General features: G+C 67.2%; 22 protein-coding genes and 1 riboswitch. Of the genes, 14 read left to right on the forward strand and 8 right to left on the reverse strand.

The window, feature by feature from the left end:
- Positions 1–70: 70 nt before the first annotated feature.
- Entirely contained in the window at positions 71–2,020 is a 1,950-nt protein-coding gene (locus ACYJSS_RS04370; RefSeq protein ID WP_111259853.1) for an oxidoreductase, read from the reverse strand.
- Between the two features lie 154 nt (positions 2,021–2,174).
- Between ACYJSS_RS04370 and ACYJSS_RS04375 the strand changes: the two genes are divergently transcribed.
- Positions 2,175–3,236, forward strand: coding sequence for an ABC transporter substrate-binding protein (locus ACYJSS_RS04375; RefSeq protein ID WP_111259854.1), 1,062 nt, complete (start codon positions 2,175–2,177; stop codon positions 3,234–3,236).
- 79 nt (positions 3,237–3,315) lie between these two features.
- A complete protein-coding gene (locus ACYJSS_RS04380; protein ID WP_111259855.1) occupies positions 3,316–4,107 on the forward strand; it encodes a class II aldolase/adducin family protein in 792 nt (263 codons plus the stop codon).
- On the opposite strand, the gene ACYJSS_RS04385 is transcribed toward ACYJSS_RS04380, so the two are convergent.
- The 3 genes from ACYJSS_RS04385 to ACYJSS_RS04395 form a co-directional block, all read right to left on the reverse strand.
- The gene (locus tag ACYJSS_RS04385; RefSeq protein WP_111259856.1) at positions 4,108–4,440 is read right to left on the reverse strand and encodes a type II toxin-antitoxin system HicB family antitoxin; all 333 of its coding nucleotides are present in this window, start codon (positions 4,438–4,440) and stop codon (positions 4,108–4,110) included.
- Positions 4,437–4,691, reverse strand: coding sequence for a type II toxin-antitoxin system HicA family toxin (locus tag ACYJSS_RS04390; RefSeq protein ID WP_111259857.1), 255 nt, complete (start codon positions 4,689–4,691; stop codon positions 4,437–4,439). The genes ACYJSS_RS04385 and ACYJSS_RS04390 overlap by 4 nt, the downstream gene beginning before the upstream one ends.
- A 128-nt stretch (positions 4,692–4,819) precedes the next feature.
- On the reverse strand, positions 4,820–6,259 hold the full coding sequence (locus ACYJSS_RS04395; protein WP_111259858.1) for a TolC family outer membrane protein: 1,440 nt from the start codon (positions 6,257–6,259) through the stop codon (positions 4,820–4,822).
- 218 nt (positions 6,260–6,477) lie between these two features.
- Positions 6,478–6,584, forward strand: a riboswitch (TPP riboswitch).
- A gap of 93 nt (positions 6,585–6,677) precedes the next feature.
- Here ACYJSS_RS04395 and thiC point away from each other — a divergent pair.
- On the forward strand, positions 6,678–8,561 hold the full coding sequence (gene thiC / locus ACYJSS_RS04400; RefSeq protein WP_111259859.1) for a phosphomethylpyrimidine synthase ThiC: 1,884 nt from the start codon (positions 6,678–6,680) through the stop codon (positions 8,559–8,561).
- 75 nt (positions 8,562–8,636) lie between these two features.
- Positions 8,637–9,935: a putative hydroxymethylpyrimidine transporter CytX gene (cytX, locus tag ACYJSS_RS04405; protein ID WP_236204328.1), complete on the forward strand. Its 1,299-nt coding sequence runs from the start codon at positions 8,637–8,639 to the stop codon at positions 9,933–9,935.
- Here the strand turns inward: cytX and ACYJSS_RS04410 are convergent.
- Complete coding sequence (locus tag ACYJSS_RS04410) at positions 9,892–10,626, reverse strand: RsiV family protein (protein ID WP_236204327.1); 735 nt, start codon at positions 10,624–10,626, stop codon at positions 9,892–9,894. The two genes, cytX and ACYJSS_RS04410, sit on opposite strands and share 44 nt — an antisense overlap.
- Before the next feature lie 188 nt (positions 10,627–10,814).
- Between ACYJSS_RS04410 and ACYJSS_RS04415 the strand changes: the two genes are divergently transcribed.
- The 9 genes from ACYJSS_RS04415 (at position 10,815) to ACYJSS_RS04455 (ending at position 20,042) form a co-directional block, all read left to right on the forward strand.
- A complete protein-coding gene (locus ACYJSS_RS04415) occupies positions 10,815–11,432 on the forward strand; it encodes an NUDIX domain-containing protein (protein WP_111259862.1) in 618 nt (205 codons plus the stop codon).
- The gene (locus ACYJSS_RS04420; protein WP_111259863.1) at positions 11,423–11,875 is read left to right on the forward strand and encodes a DUF1249 domain-containing protein; all 453 of its coding nucleotides are present in this window, start codon (positions 11,423–11,425) and stop codon (positions 11,873–11,875) included. Before ACYJSS_RS04415 ends, ACYJSS_RS04420 begins: the two co-directional genes overlap by 10 nt.
- A gap of 119 nt (positions 11,876–11,994) precedes the next feature.
- Positions 11,995–12,810 carry a 3',5'-cyclic-AMP phosphodiesterase gene (gene cpdA, locus ACYJSS_RS04425; RefSeq protein ID WP_111259864.1) on the forward strand — a complete coding sequence of 272 codons (816 nt, stop codon included), beginning with the start codon at positions 11,995–11,997 and terminating at the stop codon, positions 12,808–12,810.
- A gap of 60 nt (positions 12,811–12,870) precedes the next feature.
- Entirely contained in the window at positions 12,871–13,488 is a 618-nt protein-coding gene (locus ACYJSS_RS04430; protein ID WP_111259865.1) for a YqiA/YcfP family alpha/beta fold hydrolase, read from the forward strand.
- Positions 13,489–13,500: 12 nt separating this feature from the next.
- On the forward strand, positions 13,501–15,399 hold the full coding sequence (gene parE / locus ACYJSS_RS04435) for a DNA topoisomerase IV subunit B (protein WP_111259866.1): 1,899 nt from the start codon (positions 13,501–13,503) through the stop codon (positions 15,397–15,399).
- Positions 15,396–16,379 carry an esterase-like activity of phytase family protein gene (locus ACYJSS_RS04440; RefSeq protein ID WP_236204326.1) on the forward strand — a complete coding sequence of 328 codons (984 nt, stop codon included), beginning with the start codon at positions 15,396–15,398 and terminating at the stop codon, positions 16,377–16,379. The genes parE and ACYJSS_RS04440 overlap by 4 nt, the downstream gene beginning before the upstream one ends.
- A complete protein-coding gene (locus ACYJSS_RS04445; RefSeq protein ID WP_236204325.1) occupies positions 16,376–16,900 on the forward strand; it encodes a retropepsin-like aspartic protease family protein in 525 nt (174 codons plus the stop codon). Before ACYJSS_RS04440 ends, ACYJSS_RS04445 begins: the two co-directional genes overlap by 4 nt.
- Positions 16,901–16,907: 7 nt before the next feature.
- On the forward strand, positions 16,908–19,172 hold the full coding sequence (gene parC, locus ACYJSS_RS04450) for a DNA topoisomerase IV subunit A (protein WP_111259868.1): 2,265 nt from the start codon (positions 16,908–16,910) through the stop codon (positions 19,170–19,172).
- A 165-nt stretch (positions 19,173–19,337) separates the two neighbouring features.
- On the forward strand, positions 19,338–20,042 hold the full coding sequence (locus ACYJSS_RS04455) for a PqiC family protein (RefSeq protein ID WP_111259869.1): 705 nt from the start codon (positions 19,338–19,340) through the stop codon (positions 20,040–20,042).
- Positions 20,043–20,128: 86 nt separating this feature from the next.
- On the opposite strand, the gene ACYJSS_RS04460 is transcribed toward ACYJSS_RS04455, so the two are convergent.
- Both ACYJSS_RS04460 and ACYJSS_RS04465 read right to left on the reverse strand, forming a co-directional pair.
- Positions 20,129–20,668 (reverse strand): metal-dependent hydrolase, encoded by a 540-nt coding sequence (locus ACYJSS_RS04460; protein ID WP_111259870.1) that lies wholly within the window; start codon positions 20,666–20,668, stop codon positions 20,129–20,131.
- A gap of 24 nt (positions 20,669–20,692) precedes the next feature.
- The gene (locus ACYJSS_RS04465) at positions 20,693–22,228 is read right to left on the reverse strand and encodes an AhpA/YtjB family protein (RefSeq protein WP_236204324.1); all 1,536 of its coding nucleotides are present in this window, start codon (positions 22,226–22,228) and stop codon (positions 20,693–20,695) included.
- A gap of 133 nt (positions 22,229–22,361) precedes the next feature.
- On the opposite strand from ACYJSS_RS04465, the gene serB reads away from it, so the two are divergent.
- Positions 22,362–23,576: a phosphoserine phosphatase SerB gene (gene serB, locus ACYJSS_RS04470; RefSeq protein WP_111259872.1), complete on the forward strand. Its 1,215-nt coding sequence runs from the start codon at positions 22,362–22,364 to the stop codon at positions 23,574–23,576.
- A gap of 64 nt (positions 23,577–23,640) precedes the next feature.
- Here the strand turns inward: serB and ACYJSS_RS04475 are convergent, their stop codons facing one another.
- Positions 23,641–25,710: an EAL domain-containing response regulator gene (locus tag ACYJSS_RS04475; protein WP_111259873.1), complete on the reverse strand. Its 2,070-nt coding sequence runs from the start codon at positions 25,708–25,710 to the stop codon at positions 23,641–23,643.
- Positions 25,711–25,751 lie beyond the last annotated feature (41 nt).

Consider the following 25,751-nt stretch of genomic DNA (forward strand, 5'->3'; position numbering starts at 1 on the left):
CTTGGGGCTGGGCGGAGGGCTGGCCCCGCGCGAACGCGGCATTGTAAAGCAGCGGCGTGCCCCTCGCGCCCTAGATTTCCCAGGCCGCCTGCAGCCCCTCGAATATCGCCTCTTCCACCGTGCGCGCGGCCAGGCAGTCGCCGATGCGCTGGAAGGGCACCAGGCCGTCCAGCGTTGCGCCAAGCTCGTCCAGCGGCTGGTGGCCCTGGCACAGCACCAGGGTGTCGACGTCCTCGAACAGCAGCGGCTCGCCGCTGGCCGCATGCAGCATGTACACCGTGCTGTCGTCGTGGCCGTAGAGGCGCGTGTAAGGGGTGATCGCAATCCCGAGGCGGTGCAGTTCTCCGGCCATCTGGTCACGCACGTAGAGCGGCAGGCTTTCACCGCAATGGGTGCCATTCACCGCCAGCCTCACCGAATGGCCCTGGCGGGTCAGGCGCTCGGCGATGCCGGGGCCGATCCAGTCGCAACGCCAGTCGGCCACCAGCACCGAGCGGCCGACCTGCACCTCCCCCTTCAACACCTGCCAGGCATCCACCACCTGCAGTTCACCGTCGCGCTCGATATCCGGCCAGTAGGGCCGTGCGCCGGTGGCGATGATCACCTGGTCAGGCCGCTCGCGTTCCACGAATGCGCGGTCGACGCGGGTGCTGCGCACCACCTTCACGCCAGCCAGCTCCATCTCCCGCTGCAGGTTGGTGGCCGCGCCGCCGAACTCGCTGCGCCGGGGCAGCAGTTGCGCCAACAGCACCTGGCCGCCGAGCTGCGTGCTCGCTTCGTAGAGGGTCACCTCATGGCCCCGTTGCGCGGCGACTGCAGCGGCCTTCATGCCTGCCGGGCCGCCGCCGACCACCATGATCCGCTGCGCCCTGCGGGTCATGCGGGGCTGGCCGTAGCGCAGCTCGCGGCCCGTTTCCGGGTGCTGGATGCAGGAGATCGGGTAGCCCTTGTGGAAATGGCCAATGCAGGCCTGGTTGCAGGCGATGCAGGCGCGCACGTCATCCACCCGGCCGCTGGCGCTCTTCTCCGGCATCAGTGGGTCGCAGATCAGTGCCCGGGTCATGCCGCAGACGTCGGCCTGGCCGCTGGCGATGATCCGTTCCGCCTCCTGGGGCTGGTTGATGCGCCCGGTGACGAACAGCGGGATGCCCAGGCGCGCCTTGAATCCGCCAGCGGTCGGTGCGAGGTAGGCCGGCTCCACTGCCATGGGCGGGACGATGTGCACGGCCCCGCCGAAGGACGCGGACGTACCGGCCACCAGGTGCACGTAGTCGAGCTCCTGCTCCAGGGCGAGTACCGCCTGCAGTGACTCGTCTTCGCTGAGGCCCTGGGGATCACGCTCGTCGGCGGAGATGCGCAGGCCGACGATGAAGTCCTCGCCCCCGGCCAGGCGCACCGCCGCGAGGATCTCGCGAAGGAAGCGCAGGCGGGCCCCGAGGTCGCCGTTGTAGCCGTCCTCGCGGCGGTTGACCCGGGGGTTGAGGAACTGCGCCGGCAGGTAGCCATGGCTGGCCACCACCTCCACCCCGTCGAGGCCGGCCTGGCGCAGCCGGCGGGTGGCGGCGCCGTAGCCTGCGACTATCTCGTCGATCATCCCCTGGTCGAGCGCACGGGGCATGACGCGGAAGCGCTCGTTCGGGGTTACGGACGGGGCGTAGGCCACCGCCAGCAGGCCGCTGGCGGTCTCCATGATCTCTCGTCCAGGGTGGAACAGCTGCGACAGCACGAGGGTGCCGTGGGCATGGCAGGCTTCGGCCAGTTCGCGATAGCCCGCGATGCAGGCGTCCTCGGTGGCCATCAGCACGTGCGAGGTGTAGCGGGCGCTGTCATGAACCCCCGCCACCTGCAGCACGATCAGGCCCACGCCACCTTCGGCGCGGGTGCGCTGGTAGGCGACCAGGGCGTCGTTGACCCGGTTGTCGGTGGGCAGGCTGGTGTCGTGCCCGCTGGACATGATGCGGTTCTTCAGGCGCTTGCCACGGATCTGCAGGGGTTCGAACAGGTGGGGAAAGGCGTGCATGGCAATCCTCGCGGGGTTGCTGGAGTTCTTATGAATTCATTACTTGTTTATCCATGGTAAAAAATCAACTTGTTTTTTTACTGGTGCGCATCTAGCGTGATCCCTGCCCCTCGACGGGCCATCCCCGTACAACAAGAACAATGGGAGAAACACCATGCGACACGACTTTCCGCGTCACTCGACCGGCCTGCCTCGCCTCGTCCTCCTCTTCGCCCTGCTGGCGCATGCCCTCGCGGCTCAAGGTGCCCCCGACATGGTGGTGGTCGGCTATGGAGGTGACGGCCAGAAGGCCCAGGACGAGGCCTTCTTCAAACCCTTCGCGGCCGAGGACGGCAAGCCGATCATCCAGAGCGAATACAACGGCGAGATGGCGCGCATCCGCGTGATGGCCGATACCGGCCACGTCGACTGGGACCTGGTGCAGATCGAAGGGCCCGATCTGGTGCGGGGCTGTGAGAGCGGTCTGTTCGAGCGCCTGGACTGGCAGCGTATCGGCGGGCGCGACCGGCTGGTCGACGATGCCGCCCAGGAGTGTGGTTCCGCCGCGCTGGTGTGGGGTGTCGCCCTGGCCTATGACGCCGACCGGCTGCCATCCCCGCCGACCTCCTGGGCCGATTTCTGGGACCTGGAGAAATTCCCCGGCAAGCGCGGGCTGCGCAAGCGTGCGGTCTACAACCTGGAGTTCGCCCTGCTGGCCGACGGTGTGCCGGTGGGAGAGGTCTACAAGGTGCTGGCCAGCCCGGGTGGCGTCGACCGGGCCTTCGCCAAGCTCGACCAGATCAAGTCGCAGGTCCAGTGGTGGGAGGCCGGTGCCCAGCCCGCCCAATGGCTGGCAGCGGGTGACGTGGTGATGACTTCGTCCTATTCGGGACGCGTGGCGGCGGCTCATCGGGCGGGGCGCAACCTCGACCTGGTCCTGCCGGGCAGCCTCTACGGCATGGACTACTGGGCGATCATCAAGGGCTCCCGGCATGCGCAGCGGGCCGAGCGACTGATCGCCTTCGCCAATCGCAAGGAGCCTCAGCTGGCCTACATCCAGCGCATTCCCTACGGGCCGACCAACCGGGATGCCGCAGCCGCGCTGGACGCGGAGCAGGCCCGCTGGATACCGGCGACCCCGCAGGCCTTGGCGGCGAGCCTGCCGATGGATGTGGAGTTCTGGGTCGATCACGGCGAGGAACTCGAAGAGCGTTTCAATGCCTGGGCGGTGCGCTAGGTCGGCGTGATACTTGCCTGCATTCCCGAGGCCGCCATCGCTGGCGGCCGAACCTGCGCCAGTTCCCACGGAGATCGCCATGACGCCCCTGCACGCCCCGCTTCCGCCTTCGTCCTGCACCGCAGAGGAGCGTGTCCTGCGCCAGGAGCTGGCAGCCTGCTACAGGCTCATCGCCCATTTCCGCATGACCGACCTGATCTTCACCCACATCTCGGTGCGCTTGCCGGGGCCGGAGCACCATTTCCTGATCAATCCCTATGGGCTGATGTTCGACGAGATCCGCGCCAGCGACCTGGTGAAGATCGACCTGCTGGGGCGGCCGGTGGAGCCCACGGGCTACAAGGTCAACCCGGCGGGATTCGTCATCCACGGTGCCATCCATGTAGCACGCGAGGATGCCCGCTGCGTGCTGCACACCCACACCCGCGCCGGTTGCGCGGTGGCCGCACAACCGGCCGGGCTGCTGCCGGTGAACCAGATATCCATGGAGTTCTACGGCCGCGTCGCCTACCACGACTACGAAGGCGTGGCGCTCAACCTCGACGAACAGAAGCGCCTGGTGGCGGACCTGGGCGACAAGCCGGTGATGATCCTGCGCAACCACGGCCTGCTCACGGTCGGCGAGACGCCGGCCCAGGCCTTCCTGCGCATGTACTACCTGGAGAAGGCCTGCGACATCCAGGTGGCGGCCCAGGCCGGTGGCGAACTGCTGCTGCCGCCCCACGAGGTCTGCGAGCACACCCAGCGCCAGTTCAACGAGCCCGCACGGCCGGTGGCGGAGGGGGAACTGACCGACCCGGATGCGATGGACCTGGCGTGGCAGGCGCTGTTGAGGTTGCTGGAACGGGTGGCGCCGGATTATCGGGATTGATCAGCCCTGGGCGGCGCGCCTGACCGTGTCGGCGATCCACTGGTTGATGCTCATGCCGGCCAGCGCGGCCTTGGTCGCGATGTTGGCGTGGACGTCCGGCTCGATGCGCAGGCTGAGTTTCCCCGAGTAGGGTTTCTGCGGTTCGCGCCCGAGCTTCGCGCAAGTGGCGAGGTAGTCCTCGACGGCTTCGCGGAAGGCTGCGCGCAGCTCCTGGACCGACTCGCCATGAAAGCCCACGACATCGCGGATGCCGGCGATGTGGCCGATGAACAGGCCGTCTTCGTCGCTGTACTCGATGCGGGCGGAGTAGCCGTTGCAGTTCATCACGTTCATGGAGTCACTCCTGCTTGCTCGAGAAAGAAGCGGGCGTCGCGGACCTGGTAAGGCTTGGCTTCCTTCTCCGGGTGCGGCCTGTGGAAGCTGGCGACCACGCCGTTCAGCTCGAAGCGCACACGGGAACCGTTGCCTTCGATGGATAGGGCGCCGAGGGCGAGAAAAAGCGATTCGATGCGGACCCATTCCAGAGTTCGGGCCGTGGGGCGGGCGAAGATCGCTTCGAGGGTGCCGCACTGTTTGCTGTTCATGGTATCAGGGTCTGATACCGGTCGCGGGCCGCCAATCGGCGGGTGTGGATGGCGTTCGTCAGGTCATGCCGAGATCGCCCATGAAAAAGCCCGGCACGAGCCGGGCTTTTTCATGGGACAGTGATGACTCAGTAGTTGGCCTTGTTCTTCAGGCTGGCTTCCGCGGCCTTGGCCAGGTCCGGGGGCAGGAAGTCCTTGTCCGGGTCGTAGTCGGACTTGAGGAAGCTGGCGAGGGCTTCCAGGTCCGACGGGCTGAGGGTGCCGGCCGCCTGCTTCAGGCGCAGGTTGTCGAGGATGTAGTCGTAGCGCGCGTTGTTGTAGTCGCGCACGGAGCTGTAAAGCTGGCGCTGGGCATCGAGCACGTCGACGATGTTGCGGGTGCCGACCTGGTAGCCGATCTCGGTGGCTTCCAGGGCGCTCTGGTTGGAGATGATCGACTGCTTGCGGGCCTTAACCTGCTCCACGTCGGTGTTCACCGCGCGGTGGTAGTTGCGGGTGTTCTGCACCACCTGGCGACGCAGGCTTTCACGCTGCTGCTCGGTCTGGTTCAGGCGCTGGTAGGACTCGCGCACCTGGGAGCTGGTCAGGCCGCCGCTGTAGATCGGGATGTTCAGCTGCAGGCCGATGGTGCGCTGCTCGACATCGCTGCCGTAGCGCACGGGGCTGGCGCCGCTGTTGGTGAAGCCGAGGCTGTCGTTGTCGCCTTTCTGGTACTGGGCGACGGCGTCCAGCGTCGGCGCGTGGCCGGCCTTGCGCTGGCGCAGGGTCTCTTCGGCGGCGTCGACGGCGTAGTTGCTGGCCTGCAGGTTGAGGTTCTGCTGGGCGGCGGTGTCGACCCAGGCCTTGGCGTCGTTCGGCGCGGGCACGACCACCGGCAGGGTGTGCTGGATGCCTTCGATGGAGGCGTATTCGCGGTTGGTCAGGGTGACCAGCGCCTGGAAGGCGTCATCCACGTTGCGCTCGGCGATGATGCGGTTGGCGCGGGCGGTGTCGAAGCCGGCCTGGGCTTCCAGCACGTCGGTCTTGTCGGAGAGGCCGACATCGAAGCGCTCGTTGGCCTGGTCGAGCTGGCGCTTGAACGCCGCTTCCTCGGCCTTGGTGGAGGCCAGGTTGTCCTGGGCGCGGAGCACGGCGAAGTAGCCTTCGGCGGTCTGCAGGATCAGGTTCTGCTGGGTCGCGGAGAATTCCAGGGAGGCCTGCTCGGTGCTGGCCTCGGCAGCCTGCAGCTGGAACCAGCGGTCGGCGCGGAAGATCGGCTGACTCAGGCTGGCCTGGTAGGCGATGCCGCTGCGCGAGCTGGTGGCCGACGGCTCGTCGAGCTTGGTGCGGGTGTCGTTGGCGGTGGCACCACCATTGATCTGCGGCAGCAGGCCGGACCGGGCCTGGGGCACGGCCTCGCGCACGGCCTCGAAGTTGGCGCGCGCGGCGGCGAGATCGGCGTTGTTGTCTACGGCGTCCTTGTAGACGGTCACGAGATCCGTCTTGGCTGACAGCGGGGCCTCTGCTGCCCAGGCGCTACCCGCGAAAGCGGAGGCCACGGCAACAGCCAGTGAGAGTCTGCGCAGCATGATCAATCCTAGATTCAGTGGAGTCGGGCAAGGCTACGGCTGCCATGGTACGCGGTCAAGACGGCTCCATGGCGGGGTCAGTGTAGTTTGCAACACGTTATGTTGCTTGCCGGGAACAATGAATGCGTGACGCGGTCCGTGCGTCGGTTTCGGACGGGCTGGTCATTTATTTCTGACCTTGGGGTTGGTTTTGTGGAAGGGGCTTGTTTAGACTGGCCCCGTTCTTGTCGGGGTGCCTCGAATCGGAGGCTGAGATCGGAAAGTTCCGGATCCCGTTGAACCTGATCAGGTTAAGGCCTGCGTAGGGAACAAGATGCGCCTCCCGCGCCTTGCGGCATTCCTGGGAGGTTCCTCTCGGCACCGGTCCCGGTGCACTCTGCCCCTCAGGTTCGCTCCGACATCACCCAGGAGCTAGCCGATGACTGCAAAACAACAAGCGAACCTGAGCGAAAGCGCCCAGGTCGACCAGCAATCCATCCAGCCTTTCCCCCGTTCGCAGAAAGTCTACGTGCAGGGTTCGCGCCCGGACATCCGCGTGCCGATGCGCGAGATCAGCCTGGACGTGACCCCCACCGCCTTCGGCGGCGAGATCAACGCGCCGGTGATGGTCTACGACACCTCCGGCCCCTACACCGATCCGAGCGTGACCATCGACGTGCGCAAGGGCCTGGCCGACATCCGCTCGCAGTGGATCGAGGACCGTGGCGACACCGAGCTGCTCGCCGGCCTGTCCTCCAGCTTCGGCCAGGAGCGCCTGGCCAACCCCGAGCTGACCGCCATGCGCTTCGCCCACGTGCGCAACCCGCGCCGGGCCAAGCCCGGGCGCAACGTCAGCCAGATGCACTACGCCCGCCAGGGGATCATCACCCCGGAGATGGAGTTCGTCGCCATCCGCGAGAACATGAAGCTGGCCGAGGCGCGCGCTGCCGGCCTGCTCAAGGAGCAGCACGCCGGGCACAGCTTCGGCGCCAGCATCCCTGCGGTGATCACCCCCGAGTTCGTGCGTGACGAGATCGCCCGTGGCCGCGCCATCATCCCCGCCAACATCAATCACACCGAGCTGGAGCCGATGATCATCGGCCGCAACTTCCTGGTGAAGATCAACGGCAACATCGGCAACTCGGCCCTGGGCTCCTCCATCGAGGAAGAAGTGGCCAAGCTGACCTGGGGCATCCGCTGGGGCTCGGACACGGTGATGGACCTGTCCACCGGCAAGCACATCCACGAGACCCGCGAGTGGATCATTCGCAACTCGCCGGTGCCCATCGGCACCGTGCCGATCTACCAGGCGCTGGAGAAGGTCGGCGGCATCGCCGAGGACCTGACCTGGGAGCTGTTCCGCGACACGCTGATCGAGCAGGCCGAACAGGGCGTCGACTACTTCACCATCCACGCCGGCGTACTGCTGCGCTACGTGCCACTGACCGCCAAGCGCGTCACCGGCATCGTCTCGCGGGGCGGCTCGATCATGGCCAAGTGGTGCCTGGCGCATCACCAGGAGAACTTCCTCTACACCCACTTCGAGGAAATCTGCGAAATCATGAAGGCCTACGACGTCAGCTTCTCGCTGGGCGATGGCCTGCGTCCGGGCTCCATCGCCGACGCCAACGACGCTGCGCAGTTCGGTGAGCTGGAGACCCTCGGCGAGCTGACCAAGATCGCCTGGAAGCACGACGTGCAGTGCATGATCGAAGGCCCGGGCCACGTGCCCATGCAGCTGATCAAGGAGAACATGGACAAGCAGCTGGAGTGCTGCGACGAGGCGCCGTTCTACACCTTGGGCCCGCTGACCACCGACATCGCCCCCGGCTACGACCACATCACCAGCGGCATCGGTGCCGCCATGATCGGCTGGTTCGGCTGCGCCATGCTCTGCTACGTGACGCCCAAGGAGCACCTGGGCCTGCCGAACAAGGATGACGTGAAGACCGGGATCATCACCTACAAGATCGCCGCCCACGCTGCCGACCTTGCCAAAGGCCACCCGGGCGCGCAGATCCGCGACAACGCCCTGTCCAAGGCGCGCTTCGAATTCCGTTGGGAGGACCAGTTCAACCTCGGCCTCGACCCCGACACCGCTCGCGCCTTCCATGACGAGACCCTGCCGAAGGACTCGGCCAAGGTGGCGCACTTCTGCTCCATGTGCGGGCCGAAGTTCTGTTCCATGAAGATCACCCAGGAAGTGCGCGACTACGCCAAGGAAAATGGCCTCTCCGAGGAGAGCCAGGCCATCGAGGCGGGCTTCCAGGAGCAGGCGGCGCGCTTCAAGGACGAAGGCTCGGTGATCTACAAGCAGGTCTGACCGACCTCGTGGCTGCACCCACGGGCCCGGCGCACTGCGCCGGGCCTTCTTCGTCCACTCTCCAGGGCCTTCAACGTGACCACCCCCAGCTACTCGCCGTCCCTGCCGGTTCCCGCCGGCCAGCGCGTTTTCGGCGCGCGCGACCTGTTCTCCCTCTGGTTCTCCCTCGGCGTCGGCCTGATGGTGCTGCAGCTGGGTGCGCTGCTGGCGCCGGGGCTCGGCCTGGCCGGGGCGCTGGCGGCCATCGCCTGCGGCACAGCCGTCGGCGTGCTGCTGCTCGGCGCCGCGGCGGTGATCGGCAGCGACACCGGCCTCTCGGCCATGGGCACCCTCGGCCTGGCCCTGGGCAAGCGCGGCGCGGTGCTGCCGGCGCTGCTCAACCTCCTGCAACTGGTGGGCTGGGGCGCGTTCGAGATCATCGTCATGCGTGACGCCGCGAGCCTGCTGGCCACCCGCGCCTGGGGCGAAGGCAGCGCGCTGGCCTCGCCGGCACTATGGACCCTGTTCTTCGGTGCGCTGGCGACCCTGCTGGCGGTGACCGGCCCGCTCACCTTCGTGCGTCGCGTGCTGCGCAAGTGGGGCATCTGGCTGCTGCTGGGCGCCTGCGTCTGGCTGACCTGGAACCTGTTCGACAAGGCCGACCTGGGCGCGATCTGGGCTCGTGGCGGCGACGGCTCGCTGCCCTTCGCCCTGGGCTTCGACATCGCCATCGCCATGCCGCTGTCCTGGCTGCCGCTGATCGCCGACTACTCGCGCTTCGGCAAGTGCGCGCGCAGCGTGTTCGGCGGCACTGCGGTGGGCTTCTTCCTCGGCAACTTCTGGCTGATGAGCCTGGGCGTCGCCTACACCCTGGCCTTCGCGCCGAGCGGTGAGGTCAACGCATTGCTGCTGGCGCTGGCTGGCGCCGGGCTGGGTATCCCGCTGTTGCTGATCCTGCTGGACGAGTCGGAGAACGCCTTCGCCGACATCCACTCGGCGGCGGTTTCCAGCGGCATCCTGGTGCCGGTGAAGGTGGAACGCCTGGCCCTGGCCATCGGCGCGTCGTGCACCTTGATCGCCTGGTTCGCGCCGCTGGCCGAGTACCAGAACTTCCTGCTGCTGATTGGCTCGGTGTTCGCGCCACTGTTCGGCGTGGTGCTGGTGGACCACTTCGTGCTGCGCCGCCGTCGCGAGGAGCTGGCGCCGCGCCGCGCACTGCGTTGGGACACCCTGGCCGCCTGGTTCTGTGGCGTCGCGGTGTACCACCTGCTGGCGAACTTCCTGCCCGAGGTGGGCGCCACCCTGCCGGCCTTGCTGCTGGCCGGCGGGCTGCAGTTCGTGCTGGGCTCCCTCAGCCGCGGCCGGGGAAGTATTGCGGCTTCAGTACCCCGTTGAGCTGCGGGTAGGGAATGGTCAGCTCGGGGTGGCCGCCCGCGTAGGGCGCGATGCTGTAGACGTCGTACTTGAGCAGCAGCGCGCCGCGGCCGAGGGCGATGTGCTCGGTGCGCTGGAAGGGCCAGGTGCGTGCGTATTCCGGGTCCTGGTCCAGCTTGTTGACGGCCAGCCAGCGCTGGTGGGCCTGCTCGGCGAGCTTCCAGAACTCGGCTTCCTGGCCGGGGATGAGCATGTCGCGCAGGGTCAGCACCTTGTCCTGCGTGCGGTCGTAGTTGATCAGCCCGCGCCCGGGCATGCCGTGGGCGCCGCCGGTGGCCAGGTAGCTGGACAGCTCGATGATGGTCAATTGGTCACGTTGTTCCCGCACCTTGGCTTGCAGGTAGCTGGCCCAGCCGGGCTCGGCGCGCTGCAGGAAGTCCTTTTCGTAGGACTGCAGCGAGGCCGGCAGCGGTGCATCCGGTGCGTCGGCGGTCATGCGCAGCAGGCGCTGGGTCACCAGCTCGCTGAGCTGCGGGTGATCGGGAAAGCTGATGACGTCGATGTTCACCAGCGGGCAGCTGTCGCCCTGGCAGCCGGGCTTGAGGTGTTCCCAGGCATCGCGCTTGACGGCCAGGCCCTTGTCGCCGGGCGTCAGCGCCTGGCAGGCGCCGAGGAGGAGGGCGCAGCCGAGGAGGAGCAGTTTCTTGTGCATCGGGATTGAATTCGTCATCGGGTGGGGAGTCGTTATGGATTGCGTGCTTCGACTGCCGGTGGCGGTTCGAGTTCGCTCGCAGGAGCGCATGATCCCAGCCGCAAATCCATCTGCAAAGAGGCTGCGCGAGGCGAATCGCCAGAGTAGGATGCGCGAAACGCGGGACCATCAGATCGAGTGAGGCGTAGATGATAGATACCTTCAAACCCGGGCCGGACGCGGTCGAGATCATCGAGCGCGAGGAGTGCTTCCGTGGCTTCTACCGCCTGGATCGCCTGCACCTGCGTCATCGCCAGTTCTCCGGGGAGATGGGGCCGACGCTCAGCCGCGAGCTGTTCGTGCGCCATGATGCCGTGTGCGTGCTGCCCTACGATCCGCAACGCGACCAGGTCGTGCTGATCGAGCAGTTCCGCGTCGGCGCCATGCAGAAGAGCGCCAATCCCTGGATGCTGGAGCTGGTGGCCGGGCTGATCGACAAGGACGAGGAGCCGGACGAGGTGGCGCGCCGCGAGGCCGTCGAGGAGGCCGACCTGACGCTGACGTCGCTATGGCCGATCACCGCCTATTATCCTTCTCCAGGGGGATCGGACGAATACGTGCACCTGTACGTCGGTCGTTGCGACAGCAGCGGCGCCGGTGGCGTGCACGGTCTGGCCGAGGAGGGCGAGGACATCCGCGTCCACGTGCTGTCCTTCGCCGATGCGCTGGCTGCGTTGCGTGACGGACGCATCATCAACGCCGCGGCCATCATCGCCCTGCAATGGCTGGCACTGAACCGGGATGAAGTACGGGGGATGTGGACGTGAATCTGTTGCGCGATCGCTACCGGGTGGACCTCGTCGGGCTGCAAGCGGCCTGCGAGGCGAACTACGCCCGGCTGATGCGATTGCTGCCGCAGATGCGCGAGGTCCAGTCCTCGCGCCGCGTGGCCCTGAGCCAGGGCGAGCGGCTGGTGGGCGTGCTGGCGCTGGAGGTGGTCGAAGCCTGCCCGTACACCACCACCTTGAAGGTGCGGCAGGAGCTCAGCCTGCCCTGGCTGCCCTCGCCGCAGCTGGAGGTGCGCGTCTACCACGATGCGCGCATGGCCGAGGTGGTCGGGGCCGAGAATGCACGGCGGCTGCGCAGCTTCTACCCCTATCCGAACGCCGACATGCACCAGCCCGACGAGAAGAGCCAGCTCAATGTCTTCCTCGGCGAATGGCTGAGCCATTGCCTGGCCTGTGGCCACGAACTGGAGCCCGTGCTCTAGAAAATCCGCTCCCTGCCGATTTCCTGGCGCTCGCGAATGTGATCCAGTCCCGCTTCTCGGGTTTACCGTTTCACGCCTGAACCACCATAATTCATCTCATTCCGCCCAAGGAGACCGCCTTGTCGAGCGCGTCCACTCTCGCCTTTGATTCATCGGTGCTGCTGGTGCAGCTGTCCGATAGTCATCTATTTGCCGAAGAGGACGGACGACTCCTGGGCATGAACACGGCCGACAGCCTGCAGCGGGTGATCGAGCGGGTGCTGGAAGAGCAGCCGCATATCGACCTGGTACTGGCCACCGGGGACCTGTCCCAGGATGGCAGCGTCGAATCCTACGAGCGTTTCCGCGACCTCTGCGCGGTGATCCCCGCCGACAGCCGCTGGTTCCCGGGTAACCACGACGAAGTCCAGGTGATGGAGCAGGTCTGTGCCGGCACCGAGCTGCTCGACCCGATCATCGATTTCCCCGCCTGGCGCGTGGTGTTGCTGGACTCCACCATCGGTGGCGCCGTTCCCGGGCACCTGCCGCCGGAACAGCTGGCGCTGCTGGAGCGGGCGGTGAGCGAGGCGTCGGACAAGCACGTGCTGATCAGTTTCCACCACCATCCGGTGCCGATCGGCTGCCGCTGGATGGACCCCATCGGCGTGCGCAACCCGGACGCCCTGTTCACCGTGCTGGACCGTTTTCCGCAGGTGCGTGCCGTGCTCTGGGGCCATGTGCACCAGGAGTTCGACCAGATGCGCAATGGCGTGCGCCTGCTGGCCTCGCCTTCCACTTGCGTGCAGTTCGCGCCGGGCAGCGAGGAATTCCAGGTCGACACCGAGGCGCCGGGTTATCGCTGGCTGCGCCTGCAGGCCGATGGCGTGCTGGAAACCGGCGTATCGCGGGTCACCGGTATCGACTTCGAAGTGGATTACAGCGTCAAAGGTTATTGACCTTAGCGCTGCGGCACGGCAAGAAGTACAGCTTGCCCGCCAGACTTGCCAGGATGCCGCGTGTCGACCGAACAGCCCTCCCTTCTCTATATCCACGGTTTCAACAGCTCGCCCGAATCGCAGAAGGCGCGCCAGCTCGCCGCGCTCATGCAGCGCCTGGGCCTGGCCGGGCGACTGCGCGTCCCGGCGCTGCATCATCATCCGCGTGAGGCCATCGCCCAGCTCGAAGCGGCCCTCGCCGAGCTGGGGCGGCCGGTGCTGGTCGGCAGCTCACTGGGCGGCTACTATGCGACCCTCCTGGCCGAGCGGCACGGGCTCAGGGCCGTACTGATCAACCCTGCGGTGGCCCCGCACCGGTTGTTCGACGGCCAACTGGGACCGCAGAAGAACTATTACAGCGGCGAGACCTGGGAGCTGACGCAGGCGCACGTGGATGCCCTGGCCGAGCTGGAGGTTGCGCCCCCGCAGGACCCGGCCCGCTACCAGGTCTGGCTGCAGACGGCCGATGAAACCCTGGATTACCGCCACGCCGAGCGCTACTACCGTGCCTGTGCCCTGCGCATCGAGGCCGGTGGCGACCATGGTTTCCAGCATTTCCCTGCCCACCTGCCGGCCCTGCTGGCGTACGCCGGTTTTCCCGCCAGTCTGTGGCGGGATATCGACTTTTCCACCCTTTGACGAAGAGACCCCATGGCCCAGCAGAACGCTTACAACGCAGACGCCATCGAAGTCCTTTCCGGCCTCGACCCGGTGCGCAAGCGCCCGGGCATGTACACCGACACCAGCCGGCCCAACCACTTGGCCCAGGAAGTCATCGACAACAGCGTCGACGAAGCCCTGGCCGGCCATGCCAAGAGCGTGCAGGTGATCCTCCACGAGGACAATTCGCTGGAGGTGATCGACGATGGCCGCGGCATGCCGGTGGACATCCATCCCGAAGAGGGGGTGCCCGGCGTCGAGCTGATCCTCACCAAGCTGCACGCGGGCGGCAAGTTCTCCAACAAGAACTACCAGTTCTCCGGCGGCTTGCACGGCGTGGGCATCTCGGTGGTGAACGCCCTCTCGACCCTGGTCGAGGTGCGCGTCAAGCGCGATGGCAACGAATACCGCATGACCTTCGCCGACGGCTTCAAGTCCAGCGACCTGGAAGTGATCGGCACCGTCGGCAAGCGCAACACCGGCACCAGCGTGCATTTCTGGCCCGACGCCAAGTACTTCGACTCGCACAAGTTCTCCGTCAGCCGGCTCAAGCACGTGCTCAAGGCCAAGGCCGTGCTCTGCCCGGGGCTGCTGGTCAGCTTCGAGGACAAGGCCAGCGGCGAGCGCATCGAGTGGCACTACGAGGATGGCCTGCGTTCCTATCTGGTGGACGCGGTCAGCGAGTTCCAGCGCCTGCCGGACGAGCCCTTCGTCGGCAGCCTGGCCGGCAACAAGGAGGCCGTCGACTGGGCGCTGCTGTGGCTGCCCGAGGGCGGCGAGTCCCTGCAGGAAAGCTACGTCAACCTGATTCCCACCGCCCAGGGCGGCACCCACGTCAACGGCCTGCGCCAGGGCCTGCTGGATGCGATGCGCGAGTTCTGCGAGTTCCGCAACCTGCTGCCCCGTGGCGTCAAGCTGGCTCCGGAAGACGTCTGGGAACGCATCGCCTTCGTCCTCTCGATGAAGATGCAGGACCCGCAGTTCTCCGGACAGACCAAGGAGCGGCTGTCCTCCCGGGAGGCGGCCGCCTTCGTCGCCGGCGTCGCCAAGGACGCCTTCAGCCTCTGGCTCAACGCCCACCCCGACATGGGCCTGCAACTGGCCGAGCTGGCCATCAGCAACGCCGGCCGCCGCCTCAAGGCGGGCAAGAAGGTCGAGCGCAAGAAGATCACCCAGGGCCCGGCGCTGCCCGGCAAGCTGGCCGACTGCGCAGGCCAGGACCCGATGCGTTCCGAACTGTTCCTGGTGGAGGGTGACTCTGCCGGCGGCTCGGCCAAGCAGGCGCGTGACAAGGAGTTCCAGGCGATCATGCCGCTGCGCGGGAAGATACTGAACACCTGGGAAGTGGATGGCGGCGAAGTGCTCGCCAGCCAGGAAGTGCACGACATCGCCGTCGCCATCGGCGTCGACCCGGGCACCCCCGACGTGGCGCAACTGCGCTACGGCAAGATCTGCATCCTCGCCGACGCCGACTCCGACGGCCTGCACATCGCTACCCTGCTGTGCGCGTTGTTCGTCCGTCACTTCCGCCCGCTGGTGGAAGCCGGGCACGTCTACGTGGCCATGCCGCCGCTGTACCGCATCGACCTGGGCAAGGAGATCTACTACGCCCTCGACGACGCCGAGCGCGATGGCATCCTCGATCGCCTGGCGGCCGAGAAGAAGCGCGGCAAGCCGCAGGTCACCCGCTTCAAGGGCCTGGGCGAGATGAACCCGCTGCAACTGCGCGAAACCACCATGGACCCGAACACCCGGCGTCTGGTGCAGCTGACCCTGGAAGATGGCGAAGGCACCCACGAGATGATGGACATGCTGCTGGCGAAGAAACGCGCCGGCGACCGCAAGTCCTGGCTGGAGTCCAAGGGCAACCTGGCCGAGGTCCTGGTGTGAGGGCGAGCGTCCTTATCGCCCTGCTGCTGACCGCCTCGCCTCTGTTGGCCGCCCCGCCGGTCGAGGAACTCAAGCTCAGCGCCGAGTACCCGGTGGATGGTGTCGCCGAGGGCAACCTCTCCGGCATCGCCCTGTGTGGCAAGGAGCTGCTGGCGGTCTCCGACCGGGTCGATGACCGCCTGTTCCGCCTGGTGCCGTCGGAAGGCGTGCTCAAGGCCGAGGCCGAGCGCTTCGTCGCCCCGCCACCGCCACCCAGCGGCCTGCCGTGGGGCGTTCGAGTGCGCAACTGGGCGATGAGCAGGGTGCGCGGCAACGAACTGGACTTCGAAGGCATCACCTGCGACGCCGCTGGCAACCGCTACCTGGTGAGCGAAACCCATGCGGCGGTGCTGCAGGTACCGCACGCCGGCAGCGCCGACTGGTTGCGCCTGCCGGAGAGCCTGGTCCGCCAGGCCCGCGCCAGCGGCATGTTGCTGCACTTCAATGCCCTGCTGGAAGGCATCGCCGTCGAACCTTCCGGTGAACGCCTGTGGCTCGGCGCAGAGCGCGAACGGCGTGGCCTGATGGTGCTGCACCGCAAGCAGTCCACCTGGGGTTGCTCCGGTGGCTGCGTGCTCTTCAGCGAAGCCGGCGAGGATGTCCCGCCGCCCGGCCTGGGCAGCGGCGTGCCGATGTCCAGGGACTTCTCCGACCTGGCCTTCCACGACGGCAAGCTGTTCACGCTGGAGCGTCTTGCCCACCGCATCTGCCGCCGCGATCCGAGCAAGGGCAGCGTCGAGCGGTGCTGGTCCTTCGCCGCCGAGGCACTGGCCGAGCCGCGTCGCTACGACGCCGACTGGGGCATGGCCGAAGGCCTGTGGGTCGATGCCGAGGGCGCCTGGATCGTGCTCGACAACGGCGACAAGACCCGGGCCGACGGCGAACAGCGACCGATCGTCTGGCGCTTCGCCAAACCGAGCGGCGGCTGGGAACAGCCATGAGCGAGCAGGCGCCGGGCAAGCGTGCAGGCAGGGTCATGCTGATCCTCGCCTGGGGCATCGCCATGCTCCTGGCCACGCACTTCTTCGGTCGCTGGGAAGACGGCCAGCGCAACCCCAACCAGGTGCCGGAGTCCCTGCGCGGCGACGGCTACGTGGAGGTGCGCCTGGCCAGCAGCCGACAGGGGCACTACCTGATGAACGGGCGCATCGATGGTCGCCAGGTGACCTTCCTGCTGGACACCGGCGCCACCGCCGTGGCCGTTCCCGAGGCCCTGGCCGACGAGCTGGGCCTGGCCCCGGGCGAGCCCATCACCCTGAGCACCGCGAATGGCCGCAGCAATGGCCATCGCACCCGGCTGCGCGAGCTGCAGCTGGGGGAGATCGTCCTCGCCGACGTGCCCGCGATCATCGCGCCCGGCATGGATGGCGACGAGGTGCTGCTCGGCATGAGCGCCCTCAAACAACTCGAATTCACCCAGCGCGACGGCACCCTGGTGCTGCGCCAACACATGTCACCGTGAGGCACGCATGAGCGAATCCCTCGATCTCAGCCTGGAAGGCGTGGAGCGCCGCTCCCTCGCCGAGTTCACCGAACAGGCCTATCTCAACTATTCCATGTACGTGATCATGGACCGCGCCCTGCCGCACATCGGCGACGGCCTCAAGCCCGTGCAGCGGCGCATCGTCTACGCCATGAGCGAACTGGGCCTGGACGCCGACTCCAAGCACAAGAAGTCCGCGCGCACCGTGGGCGACGTGCTCGGCAAGTTCCACCCCCATGGCGATTCGGCGTGCTACGAAGCCATGGTGCTGATGGCCCAGCCCTTCAGCTACCGCTACACGCTGGTGGACGGCCAGGGCAACTGGGGCGCCCCGGACGATCCCAAGTCCTTCGCCGCCATGCGCTACACCGAGGCGCGCCTGTCGCGCTACTCCGAGGTGCTGCTCAGTGAACTGGGCCAGGGCACTGCGGACTGGGGGCCGAACTTCGACGGCACCCTGGAGGAGCCGCTGGTGCTGCCGGCGCGCCTGCCGAACATCCTGCTCAACGGCACCACCGGCATCGCCGTGGGCATGGCGACCGATGTGCCGCCGCACAACCTGCGTGAGGTCGCCAACGCCTGCGTGCGCCTGCTCGACGAGCCCAAGGCGACCGTCGAGCAGCTCTGCGAGCACATTCCGGGGCCGGACTATCCGACCGAGGCGGAGATCATCACGCCGCGCGCCGACCTGCTGAAGATCTACGAGACCGGCCGTGGGTCGGTGCGCATGCGTGCCGTGTACCACGTCGAGGACGGCGACATCGTCGTCACCGCGCTGCCGCACCAGGTCTCCGGTGCCAAGGTGCTGGAGCAGATCGCCGCGATGATGCAGGCCAAGCCTTCCAAGGCGCCGCAGATCGCCGACCTGCGCGACGAGTCGGACCACGAGAACCCCTGCCGCATCGTGATCATCCCCACCAGCAGTCGCGTCGACCACGCGGCGCTGATGCAGCACCTGTTCGCCAGCACCGACCTCGAGTCCACCTACCGGGTGAACATCAACATCATCGGCCTGGACGGCAAGCCCCAGGTCAAGGACCTGCGCACCCTGCTCACCGAGTGGCTGACCTTCCGCGTCGGCACCGTGCGCCGCCGCCTGCAGTTCCGCCTGGACAAGGTCGAGCACCGCCTGCACCTGCTGGAAGGCCGGCTGATCGCCTTCCTCAACCTCGACGAGGTGATCCGCATCATCCGCACCGAGGACCAGCCCAAGCCGGTGCTGATGGAGCGTTTCGGCCTCACCGAGGTCCAGGCCGAGTACATCCTCGAGACCCGCCTGCGCCAGTTGGCCCGCCTGGAAGAGATGCAGATCCGTGGCGAGCAGGAAGAGTTGGCCAAGGAGCGCGAGAAGCTGCTGGCGCTGCTGGGCAGCGAAGCCAAGCTGAAGAAGCTGGTGCGCAAGGAAATCCTCGAGGACGCCGAGAAATACGGCGATGACCGCCGCTCGCCGATCGTCGAGCGTGCCGAAGCCAAGGCACTGACCGAACACGACCTGCTGCCGAACGAGAAGGTCACGGTGGTGCTGTCGGAAAAGGGCTGGGTGCGTTCCGCCAAGGGCCACGAGATCGATGCCACCAGCCTTTCCTACAAGGCCGGCGACGAGTTCAAGGCCGCCGCGCCCGGCCGTTCGAACCAGTACGCCGTGTTCATCGACTCCACCGGACGCAGCTATTCGCTGGCGGCGCACACGCTGCCCTCGGCCCGTGGCCAGGGCGAGCCGCTGACCGGCCGCCTGGCCCCGCCGCCGGGGGCGACCTTCGAATGCGTGCTGCTGCCCGAGGACGACGCGCTCTATGTGATCGCCTCGGACGCCGGCTACGGTTTCGTGGTCAAGGGCGAGGACCTGCAGGCCAAGAACAAGGCCGGCAAGGCCCTGGTCAGCTTGCCCAATGGCGCCCGTGTCGTGCCGCCAAGGCCGCTGTCGAGCCTGGAGGAGGATTGGCTGGCAGCCGTCACCACCGAAGGGCGACTGCTGCTGTTCAAAGTGGCCGATCTGCCGCAACTGGCCAAGGGCAAGGGCAACAAGATCATCGGCATCCCCGGCGATCGCGTCGCCAGTCGCGAGGAGTACCTGGCGGACCTGGCCGTGTTGCCGGCCGGTGCCACCCTGGTGCTCCAGGCCGGCAAGCGCACCCTGTCGCTCAAGGCCGACGACCTGGAGCACTACAAGGGCGAGCGGGGCCGACGTGGCAACAAGCTGCCGCGCGGTTTCCAGCGCGTCGACGCGCTGCTGGTCGAAGTCCAGGGCTGAATCGGCGCTCGCCGCCCGTCGGTTGCCATTCGACGCCCGAGGCTGGAGTCATCCATCACATTGGCGGATGATATGTCCCCTCGGGCCGCGCGCGGTTGTGGCGAACGCCCCGAACATCAATGAATCCGACTGTGGGTCGCCGTATGGTGGCCCTGGGTGAGAAAGATGAAACGTCTTCCTTTGTTGGCGCTGTTCACCAGCCTTCTGGGCCTGGGTGGCTGCGTTCACAATGCACCGGTACCCATGTACCAGCTCGATAGCGGCACCGCCGAACTGCCGGACCAGTCCGCCGGCATGGCCGTCCTGCTCGGGCCGGTTTCGGTTGCCGACTACCTGCAGCGCGAAACCCTGCTGCAGCGCCAGCCCGATGGCAGCCTCACCGCCTCCACCGATGGTCGCTGGGCCGGCAGCCTGGCGGGTGATATCGATCAACTGCTGCTGCGCCAATTGTCCTGGCGCCTGGACAGCCAGCGTCTGGTGCTGGCGCCCTCCACCCCCGGCTTCACCCCCGAGATCCAGGTCCTGCTGACCATCAGCCGCCTCGACTCCGGCCCCCAGCGGCCTGCCGTGCTCGAGGCCCAGTGGCGCCTGCTGGACAAGGCCGGCCAGCTGCGTGACAGCCGCCTGGTGCGCCTGGAGCAGCCCCACAGCGGCAGCGCGGCCGACCAGGTCCGTGCCCAGAGCCAGCTGCTGCAGCAGTTGGCCGAACAACTGGCCGGTGCGGTCAAGCCGCTTGCGGGCCAGCCCACGGCCGCCGCCGAGGAGCCTCGCAAGGCCAATGCCGCCCCGGCGCGCTCGCGCGGGCCGACGCCTCCGAAGATCCCGCTGGCCGCACCGGTGCGTACCGATGTGGAAGTGTTCCGCTTCTGATCGCCGCCGATCGACGAAAAAGCCCGCTTAATGCGGGCTTTTTATTGGTTTCGCGTTGGATCGTCGAATGCCTGGGCGATGGCGCTTCAGGTGGCCGGGCGCCTGCCGAACAGGCGCCGTACGCCGAGGCCGCCGAGTGCCAGCAGCAGGCAGGGCAGGCCGACCCAGCGGGCTTCGGAGAGCAGCACGTCGATGCCGCGCTGGGTGAAGAAGCCGCCAATGAAGGGGGACACCTCGATGGGGCGCCAGGGCAGGAAATGGCGCTGCATGTCCCAGGGCCAGAACCAGGCCACGCCCAGGCCGCCGTCGGTCATGGCGTCGAGCAGGCTGTGGCTGAGGGTCGCGAGGCCGATGAACAGGCCCGCCTTCAGGGGGCCGCAGCGCAGCAGCGGATGGATCAGGGCGCCGAACAGGCCGCAGCAGGCGGCGAACAGCAGTGAATGGCTGAAACCCCGGTGGCCGAAGGCGTCGGCGTAGGCGATGCCGAGCTTGAAGGCGGCGACATCGGCGTCGGGCAGGCAGGCGAAGAACAGCCCCGCCAGCAGCAGCCACGGTGGGATGACGCGACTGCCAAGGGCGATGCCCACCGCGAGGACGGGCAGGGGATGGGTGATGAGGGTGGTCATGGCGCCTGTCCTTGGCTGCCGGGCTCAGTGGCGCCCGGCGTCGTGCATGTGGGCCAGCTGGCGTTCCAGCAGCGAGGGGTAGGGTTCCAGCAGGCGCTCGACGCAGCAGGCGCCTTCCGGGCTGGCGATGGGGCGTACGCGGGCGCGTTGGCGAACCAGCGCATCGTCGGCGATGGCGCGCTCCACCAGCAGCAGGTTGCGGCTGTGCTGGCTCAGCGCCAGTGCGCTCTGGGTGGTGTCGTCCAGCAGCAGGTCGCCCTGGCCCAGGCCGGCGAGGCTGTCGCCGAGGGTCAGGCCCAGTTGCAGCTGCAGGGTGATGCCGCTGTCGGCCACTTCGATCTGCAGGGCATGGCCGAGTGCGCGCAGCAGCTCGCCGCAGCACAGCGCATGGGTCAGGTGGTCCTCGCCGCTGTCGGCGCTGTGGAACAGCATCAGGCTGCTGCCGTCATTGAGCGTATGCAGCTCGCCCTGGTACAGCTCGGCGGCCTGCTCGAGGCAGTCGCGGTAGCGCTGCAGCAGGTCCAGCAGCCGGCTGCGGGGCAGGCGGCGCAGCTGGTCCTGGGCGCCGAGCTGCACGGCGAGCACGGCGCTGCGGTGCAGGTCGTCCTCGCTCTCCTCGGGTTCGAGCGCCGGGGCTGTGGCGGGTGGTTCTTCCTCGCGCGGGCGCAGGTCGGCGAAGGGGTCGTCCTCGTCCGGGGTGAACAGGCGGCTCGGGCTTTCCTCGGCGCTGTCGCCGTCGAAGCTGTCATCGCGCAGGTTGCGGATCTCGAAGCCCTCTTCCCCGTGTTCCTGGTCGTCTTCGAGGAAGCCTTCTTCCTCGTCCAGGTAAGCCTCCTCGATCTCGGGTTCGGGCTCAGGTTCGGGCTTCTCCGGCACCAGGCGCACCTGCAACTGGCGGGCGAGGTCGCCGATCTCGTCCTGGCGGCCGGCGCCGGGGGCGGGGTCGTCAGGATCGCGCAACCAAACCCGCAGTTGCAGCAGCGGGGTGGAGATGTGTCGGCCGAGGCGCAGGCTGAGGGACAGTGCCAGGGCGAGGAGGATCAGGCTGAGCAGGCCCATGCTCTGCAGGCTGATGGTCATGGGCTGCTGGAACTGCTGCATGTCCAGGCTCAGGCGCAAGTGCCCGGCGATCACCTCCTGGAAGGTGATGGGCGTGGAGTACAGGCCTTCGACTTCGCCCAGGAGGCCCTGCTTGGGACGCGAACCGGCTTCGGCGAGGATGCGGTTGTCCACGCTGTAGATGGCGGCATGGGCCACCAGGGGGTTCTTCACCAGGTTGTTGAGCAGCACGTTGAGGCTGAGGATGTCGTTGGACACCAGCAGCTCGGTGGCGGAAGCGGCGGTCTGCGCGGTCAGGCTCTGGCCCAGGGCGTCGGCCTGCTGTTGCATCGCCTGCTTGAACTGCATGCCCATCACCCAGGCGTAGATCACCAGGGCCAGGGCGACCAGCAGGAGGCTGTGGCTGGCGATGCGCAAGGCGATCGGCACACGGCGCTGGCGCAGGGCGTGGTAGATCAGCAGGAAGAAGTTGTCGGGTTTGACGGGCGTAGGCCGGTTCACAGAGCTCGGCTCTTCTCGGACGGAATTGTGGCGCAGTATAACGGCGCCCCCTAGCAGGGCAAAGCGCCCGGCATGCTCGTCAGACCGTGAAAGTGGGTAGAATGTGCGCCTTTTCCACTGCGGGAGGTGCGCCTTGCGCGAAATAGTCCTGATCAACATCACCGGGGAAGACCGTCCCGGCCTCACCGCCGCGATCACCGGTGTTCTCGCACAGGGCGGGGTGAACATCCTCGACATCGGCCAGGCGGTCATCCACGACACGCTGTCCTTCGGCATCCTGGTGGAGATACCGGACAACGAGCAGGCGTCGTCCGTGCTCAAGGACGTGCTGTTCACCGCCTACAAGCTGGACCAGCAGGTGCGCTTCACCCCGGTTTCCGAGAGCGACTACCAGGTCTGGGTCGGTGGCCAGGGCAAGCCCCGCCACATGGTGACCCTGCTGACCCGCAAGGTCACCGCCGAGCAGTTGCAGCGCGTCAGCGCCATCACCGCCAAGTACGGCCTGAACATCGATCACATCGACCGTCTCTCCGGGCGCATGCCGCTCGATATGCCGGCCAGCCAGGGCAAGGGCTGCATCGAGTTCTCCGTGCGCGGCGAGCCGGCCGACCCGGCGGCGCTGCGGGCCGAGTTCCTCAGCGTGGCCCAGGAGCTGAACGTCGACATCGCCTTCCAGCGTGATTCGGTGTTCCGCCGCAACCGCCGCCTGGCGGTGTTCGACATGGACTCCACGCTGATCGAGGCCGAGGTGATCGACGAGCTGGCCAAGGCTGCCGGCGTCGGCGAGCAGGTGGCCGAGATCACCGAGCGCGCCATGCGCGGGGAGCTGGACTTCCGCGCCAGCTTCAAGGAGCGCCTGGCGCTGCTTCGCGGCCTCTCCGAGGACGTGCTGGAGGAGATCGGTGCCTCCCTGCGCCTGACCGAGGGTGCCGAGACGCTGTTCGCCGAGCTCAAGCGCCTGGGTTACAAGACCGCGATCCTCTCCGGTGGCTTCAGCTACTTCGCCAAGCAGTTGCAGGCCAGGCTCGGCATCGATTACGTGTTCGCCAACGAGCTGCAGATCGAGGACGGCAAGCTGACCGGCGTCGCCGTCGAGCCGATCGTCGACGCCCAGCGCAAGGCCGACCTGCTGCGCGAGCTGGCGGAGAAGGAAGGGCTGCGCCTGGAGCAGACCATTGCCGTGGGGGATGGCGCCAACGATCTGCCGATGCTGGCACTGGCCGGGCTGGGCGTGGCCTTCCGCGCCAAGCCGCTGGTCAAGCAATCGGCCAAGCAGGCCATTTCCACGCTGGGCCTGGACGGCATCCTCTACCTGCTGGGCTTCCGCGACCGCGACGGCCAGGATTGATCGGCACCTCGGAAACGAGAAAGCCGCCCGAGGGCGGCTTTTTCTTTGGGGCGCCGTGAACGGCTTACTCGTCGCCTGACGAGAAGTCGTAGTCCATCGACTGGCTCGGGCCCTGCAGGTAGTAGCCCTGGATGTAGTTGACCCCGGCCTGCCAGAGGGTGGCCAGCACGCTGGCACTCTCGACGTAGGGCACGATGGTCAGCTTGGCCTGGGAGTGCAGGCTGGCCAGCAGGGTCTTCAGGGCTTCCTGGCTTTCGGCCTTGCTCAGGTCCTGGGTGAAGGAGCCGTCGACCTTCACGAAGTCGATGGTCAGGTGCTTGAGCGTGTTGAAGGGGTTGAGCGCGCAGCCGAACTGGCTCAGGGCGACCTGGCAGTGCAGCTCGGCGAGGCCCTGGGTCAACGCCTTGGCCTGCTTCAGGTAGGCGATGGCATCCGGTTCGCTGAACTGGAAGACCAGCGCGTCGGACGGCAGGCGAGCGGCCTTGAGGGCGACGCTGAGCCACGGCAGCAGGGTCTGGTCCTGCAGGCTGGCGCCGGACAGGTGCACGAACAGGCGCGTGCTGTGGCCCTTCGAGCGGTGTTCGGAGAGCAGTTTGATGGAGTTGAGGATCACCCAGCGGTCGATCTTCTCGGCCAGCCCGGCGTCCTTGGCGGCACCGAGGAAATCGGCCGGCGGCACTTCCTCGCCCTGGGGGCTGAGCAGGCGCAGGAGGACTTCGTAATGTTCGAAGTTGTCGCCGCGCAGGCTGATGATCGGCTGGAACAGCAGGCGGAAGCTGTTGTTCTCCAGGGCCTGCTGGACCATGGCCACCAGGCTGCCGCGGTTGGCGGCGGCGGCCAGTTCGCTGGCCGGGTTGTACAGCCGCACTTCGTTGCCATCGGTGATTTCGTCCGCGCAGCGATGGGCGCGGTCGATCACTTCCTGGGCCTTGGGCGTGGTCTCGTTGAGGCCGGCGACGCCGATGGACAGGCTCATCTGTACGGTGCGGCCACTGACGTCGAACAGGTGGCCTTCGACCTTCTTCAGCAGGGTGTTCAGGCCTTCGCGGGCCTGCTCCGGCGTCTGGCCGGGTTGCAGCACGCTGAACACGTCGTCGCCGAAGCGAGCCAACTGGGCATCGGCCGGGAAGTGGGCGCGCAGGAGGTTGGCCAGGTCGGTGAGCAGCAGGTCGCTGCCGGCGATGCCGACATCCGCCTGCAGGCCTGAATAGCGGTCGACGCGGATGTAGGCGAGGGAGGCGGGCTGGCCGGCATTCACCGCGCGGTCGGCGGCGGCGTCCATCAGTTCGCTGAAGTGGTTGCGGTTGTACAGGCCGGTGACCAGGTCCTGGCTGCTGATCTCGCGCAGCTTTTCTTCCAGTTCGGCGCTGGCGGTTTCCGCGCGGATCACCACCTGGATGCAGGGCTCGCCGTCGTAGGTGGCGGGCGAGAAACTCATGCGGGCCTGGAAGCTCTGGCCGTCGACCTTGGCGCCGGAGCAGGTCAGTTCGGCGCTGCCGTCGCCACTGCGGTAGTTCTTGAGGAAGTCCTTGAACGCGCTCTGGTCGCTGCCGGCGATCAGGTCGATCATCGGCATGCCTTCCAGTTCTTCCGCGTCCTCGTAGCCGAACATCTCGACATAGGCGCGGTTGGCATAGATGTGCATGCCGTCGTGGACGTAGGTGATGGCGTCCACGGAGCTGTCCAGCAGCAACTGGCAGCGCTTCTCGGCCTCGCGCAGGCTAACTTCGGCAGCGCGACGGGAGCGGCGCTCCTCGAGGTTGGCCAGCTCGCGGTTGGCCACCAGCACCAGGCGCTCGTCCTCGCCCTGGGGCAGGGCATCCTGGGCGCCGAGGGCGAGGGCTTCGGTGATCAGGTCGGAATCGTTCTCCGCTACCAGCTGGATGAACGGAATGTCCTTGGCCTGGCGGCGGATGGCGTTGAGGGCTTCGCCGGGGGAGAGGTTGTCACTCTCGGGGGCGGCGATGAGCAGATCCCAGCTCTGCTGGAGGACCTCGGCGAGGTCGTCACTGGAGACGAGGCGGTGAACGCGGGTCGCGCGACCGGAGTTGCGAAACAGGCTGACCAGGCGCTCGGCTTCGTTCTGCGAGTCTTCCAGGATCAGCAGACGGATGGTTTTCTTTTCGATTGCCATGGCGTGTGCTTAGACCGCGCCGAACGGGCGCTAATAGGCGA

This window comes from Pseudomonas sp. No.21 (assembly GCF_054558415.1).

Bases quoted from the DNA above. Each gene is read 5' to 3' on its own strand.
- ACYJSS_RS04370 (WP_111259853.1), bottom strand. From the start codon at position 2,020: ATGCACGCCTTTCCCCACCTGTTCGAACCCCTGCAGATCCGTGGCAAG.
- ACYJSS_RS04375 (WP_111259854.1), top strand. From the start codon at position 2,175: ATGCGACACGACTTTCCGCGTCACTCGACCGGCCTGCCTCGCCTCGTC.
- ACYJSS_RS04380 (WP_111259855.1), top strand. From the start codon at position 3,316: ATGACGCCCCTGCACGCCCCGCTTCCGCCTTCGTCCTGCACCGCAGAG.
- ACYJSS_RS04385 (WP_111259856.1), bottom strand. From the start codon at position 4,440: ATGAACGTGATGAACTGCAACGGCTACTCCGCCCGCATCGAGTACAGC.
- ACYJSS_RS04390 (WP_111259857.1), bottom strand. From the start codon at position 4,691: ATGAACAGCAAACAGTGCGGCACCCTCGAAGCGATCTTCGCCCGCCCC.
- ACYJSS_RS04395 (WP_111259858.1), bottom strand. From the start codon at position 6,259: ATGCTGCGCAGACTCTCACTGGCTGTTGCCGTGGCCTCCGCTTTCGCG.
- thiC (WP_111259859.1), top strand. From the start codon at position 6,678: ATGACTGCAAAACAACAAGCGAACCTGAGCGAAAGCGCCCAGGTCGAC.
- ACYJSS_RS04410 (WP_236204327.1), bottom strand. From the start codon at position 10,626: ATGCACAAGAAACTGCTCCTCCTCGGCTGCGCCCTCCTCCTCGGCGCC.
- ACYJSS_RS04415 (WP_111259862.1), top strand. From the start codon at position 10,815: ATGATAGATACCTTCAAACCCGGGCCGGACGCGGTCGAGATCATCGAG.
- parE (WP_111259866.1), top strand. From the start codon at position 13,501: ATGGCCCAGCAGAACGCTTACAACGCAGACGCCATCGAAGTCCTTTCC.
- ACYJSS_RS04445 (WP_236204325.1), top strand. From the start codon at position 16,376: ATGAGCGAGCAGGCGCCGGGCAAGCGTGCAGGCAGGGTCATGCTGATC.
- parC (WP_111259868.1), top strand. From the start codon at position 16,908: ATGAGCGAATCCCTCGATCTCAGCCTGGAAGGCGTGGAGCGCCGCTCC.
- ACYJSS_RS04455 (WP_111259869.1), top strand. From the start codon at position 19,338: ATGAAACGTCTTCCTTTGTTGGCGCTGTTCACCAGCCTTCTGGGCCTG.
- ACYJSS_RS04460 (WP_111259870.1), bottom strand. From the start codon at position 20,668: ATGACCACCCTCATCACCCATCCCCTGCCCGTCCTCGCGGTGGGCATC.
- ACYJSS_RS04475 (WP_111259873.1), bottom strand. From the start codon at position 25,710: ATGGCAATCGAAAAGAAAACCATCCGTCTGCTGATCCTGGAAGACTCG.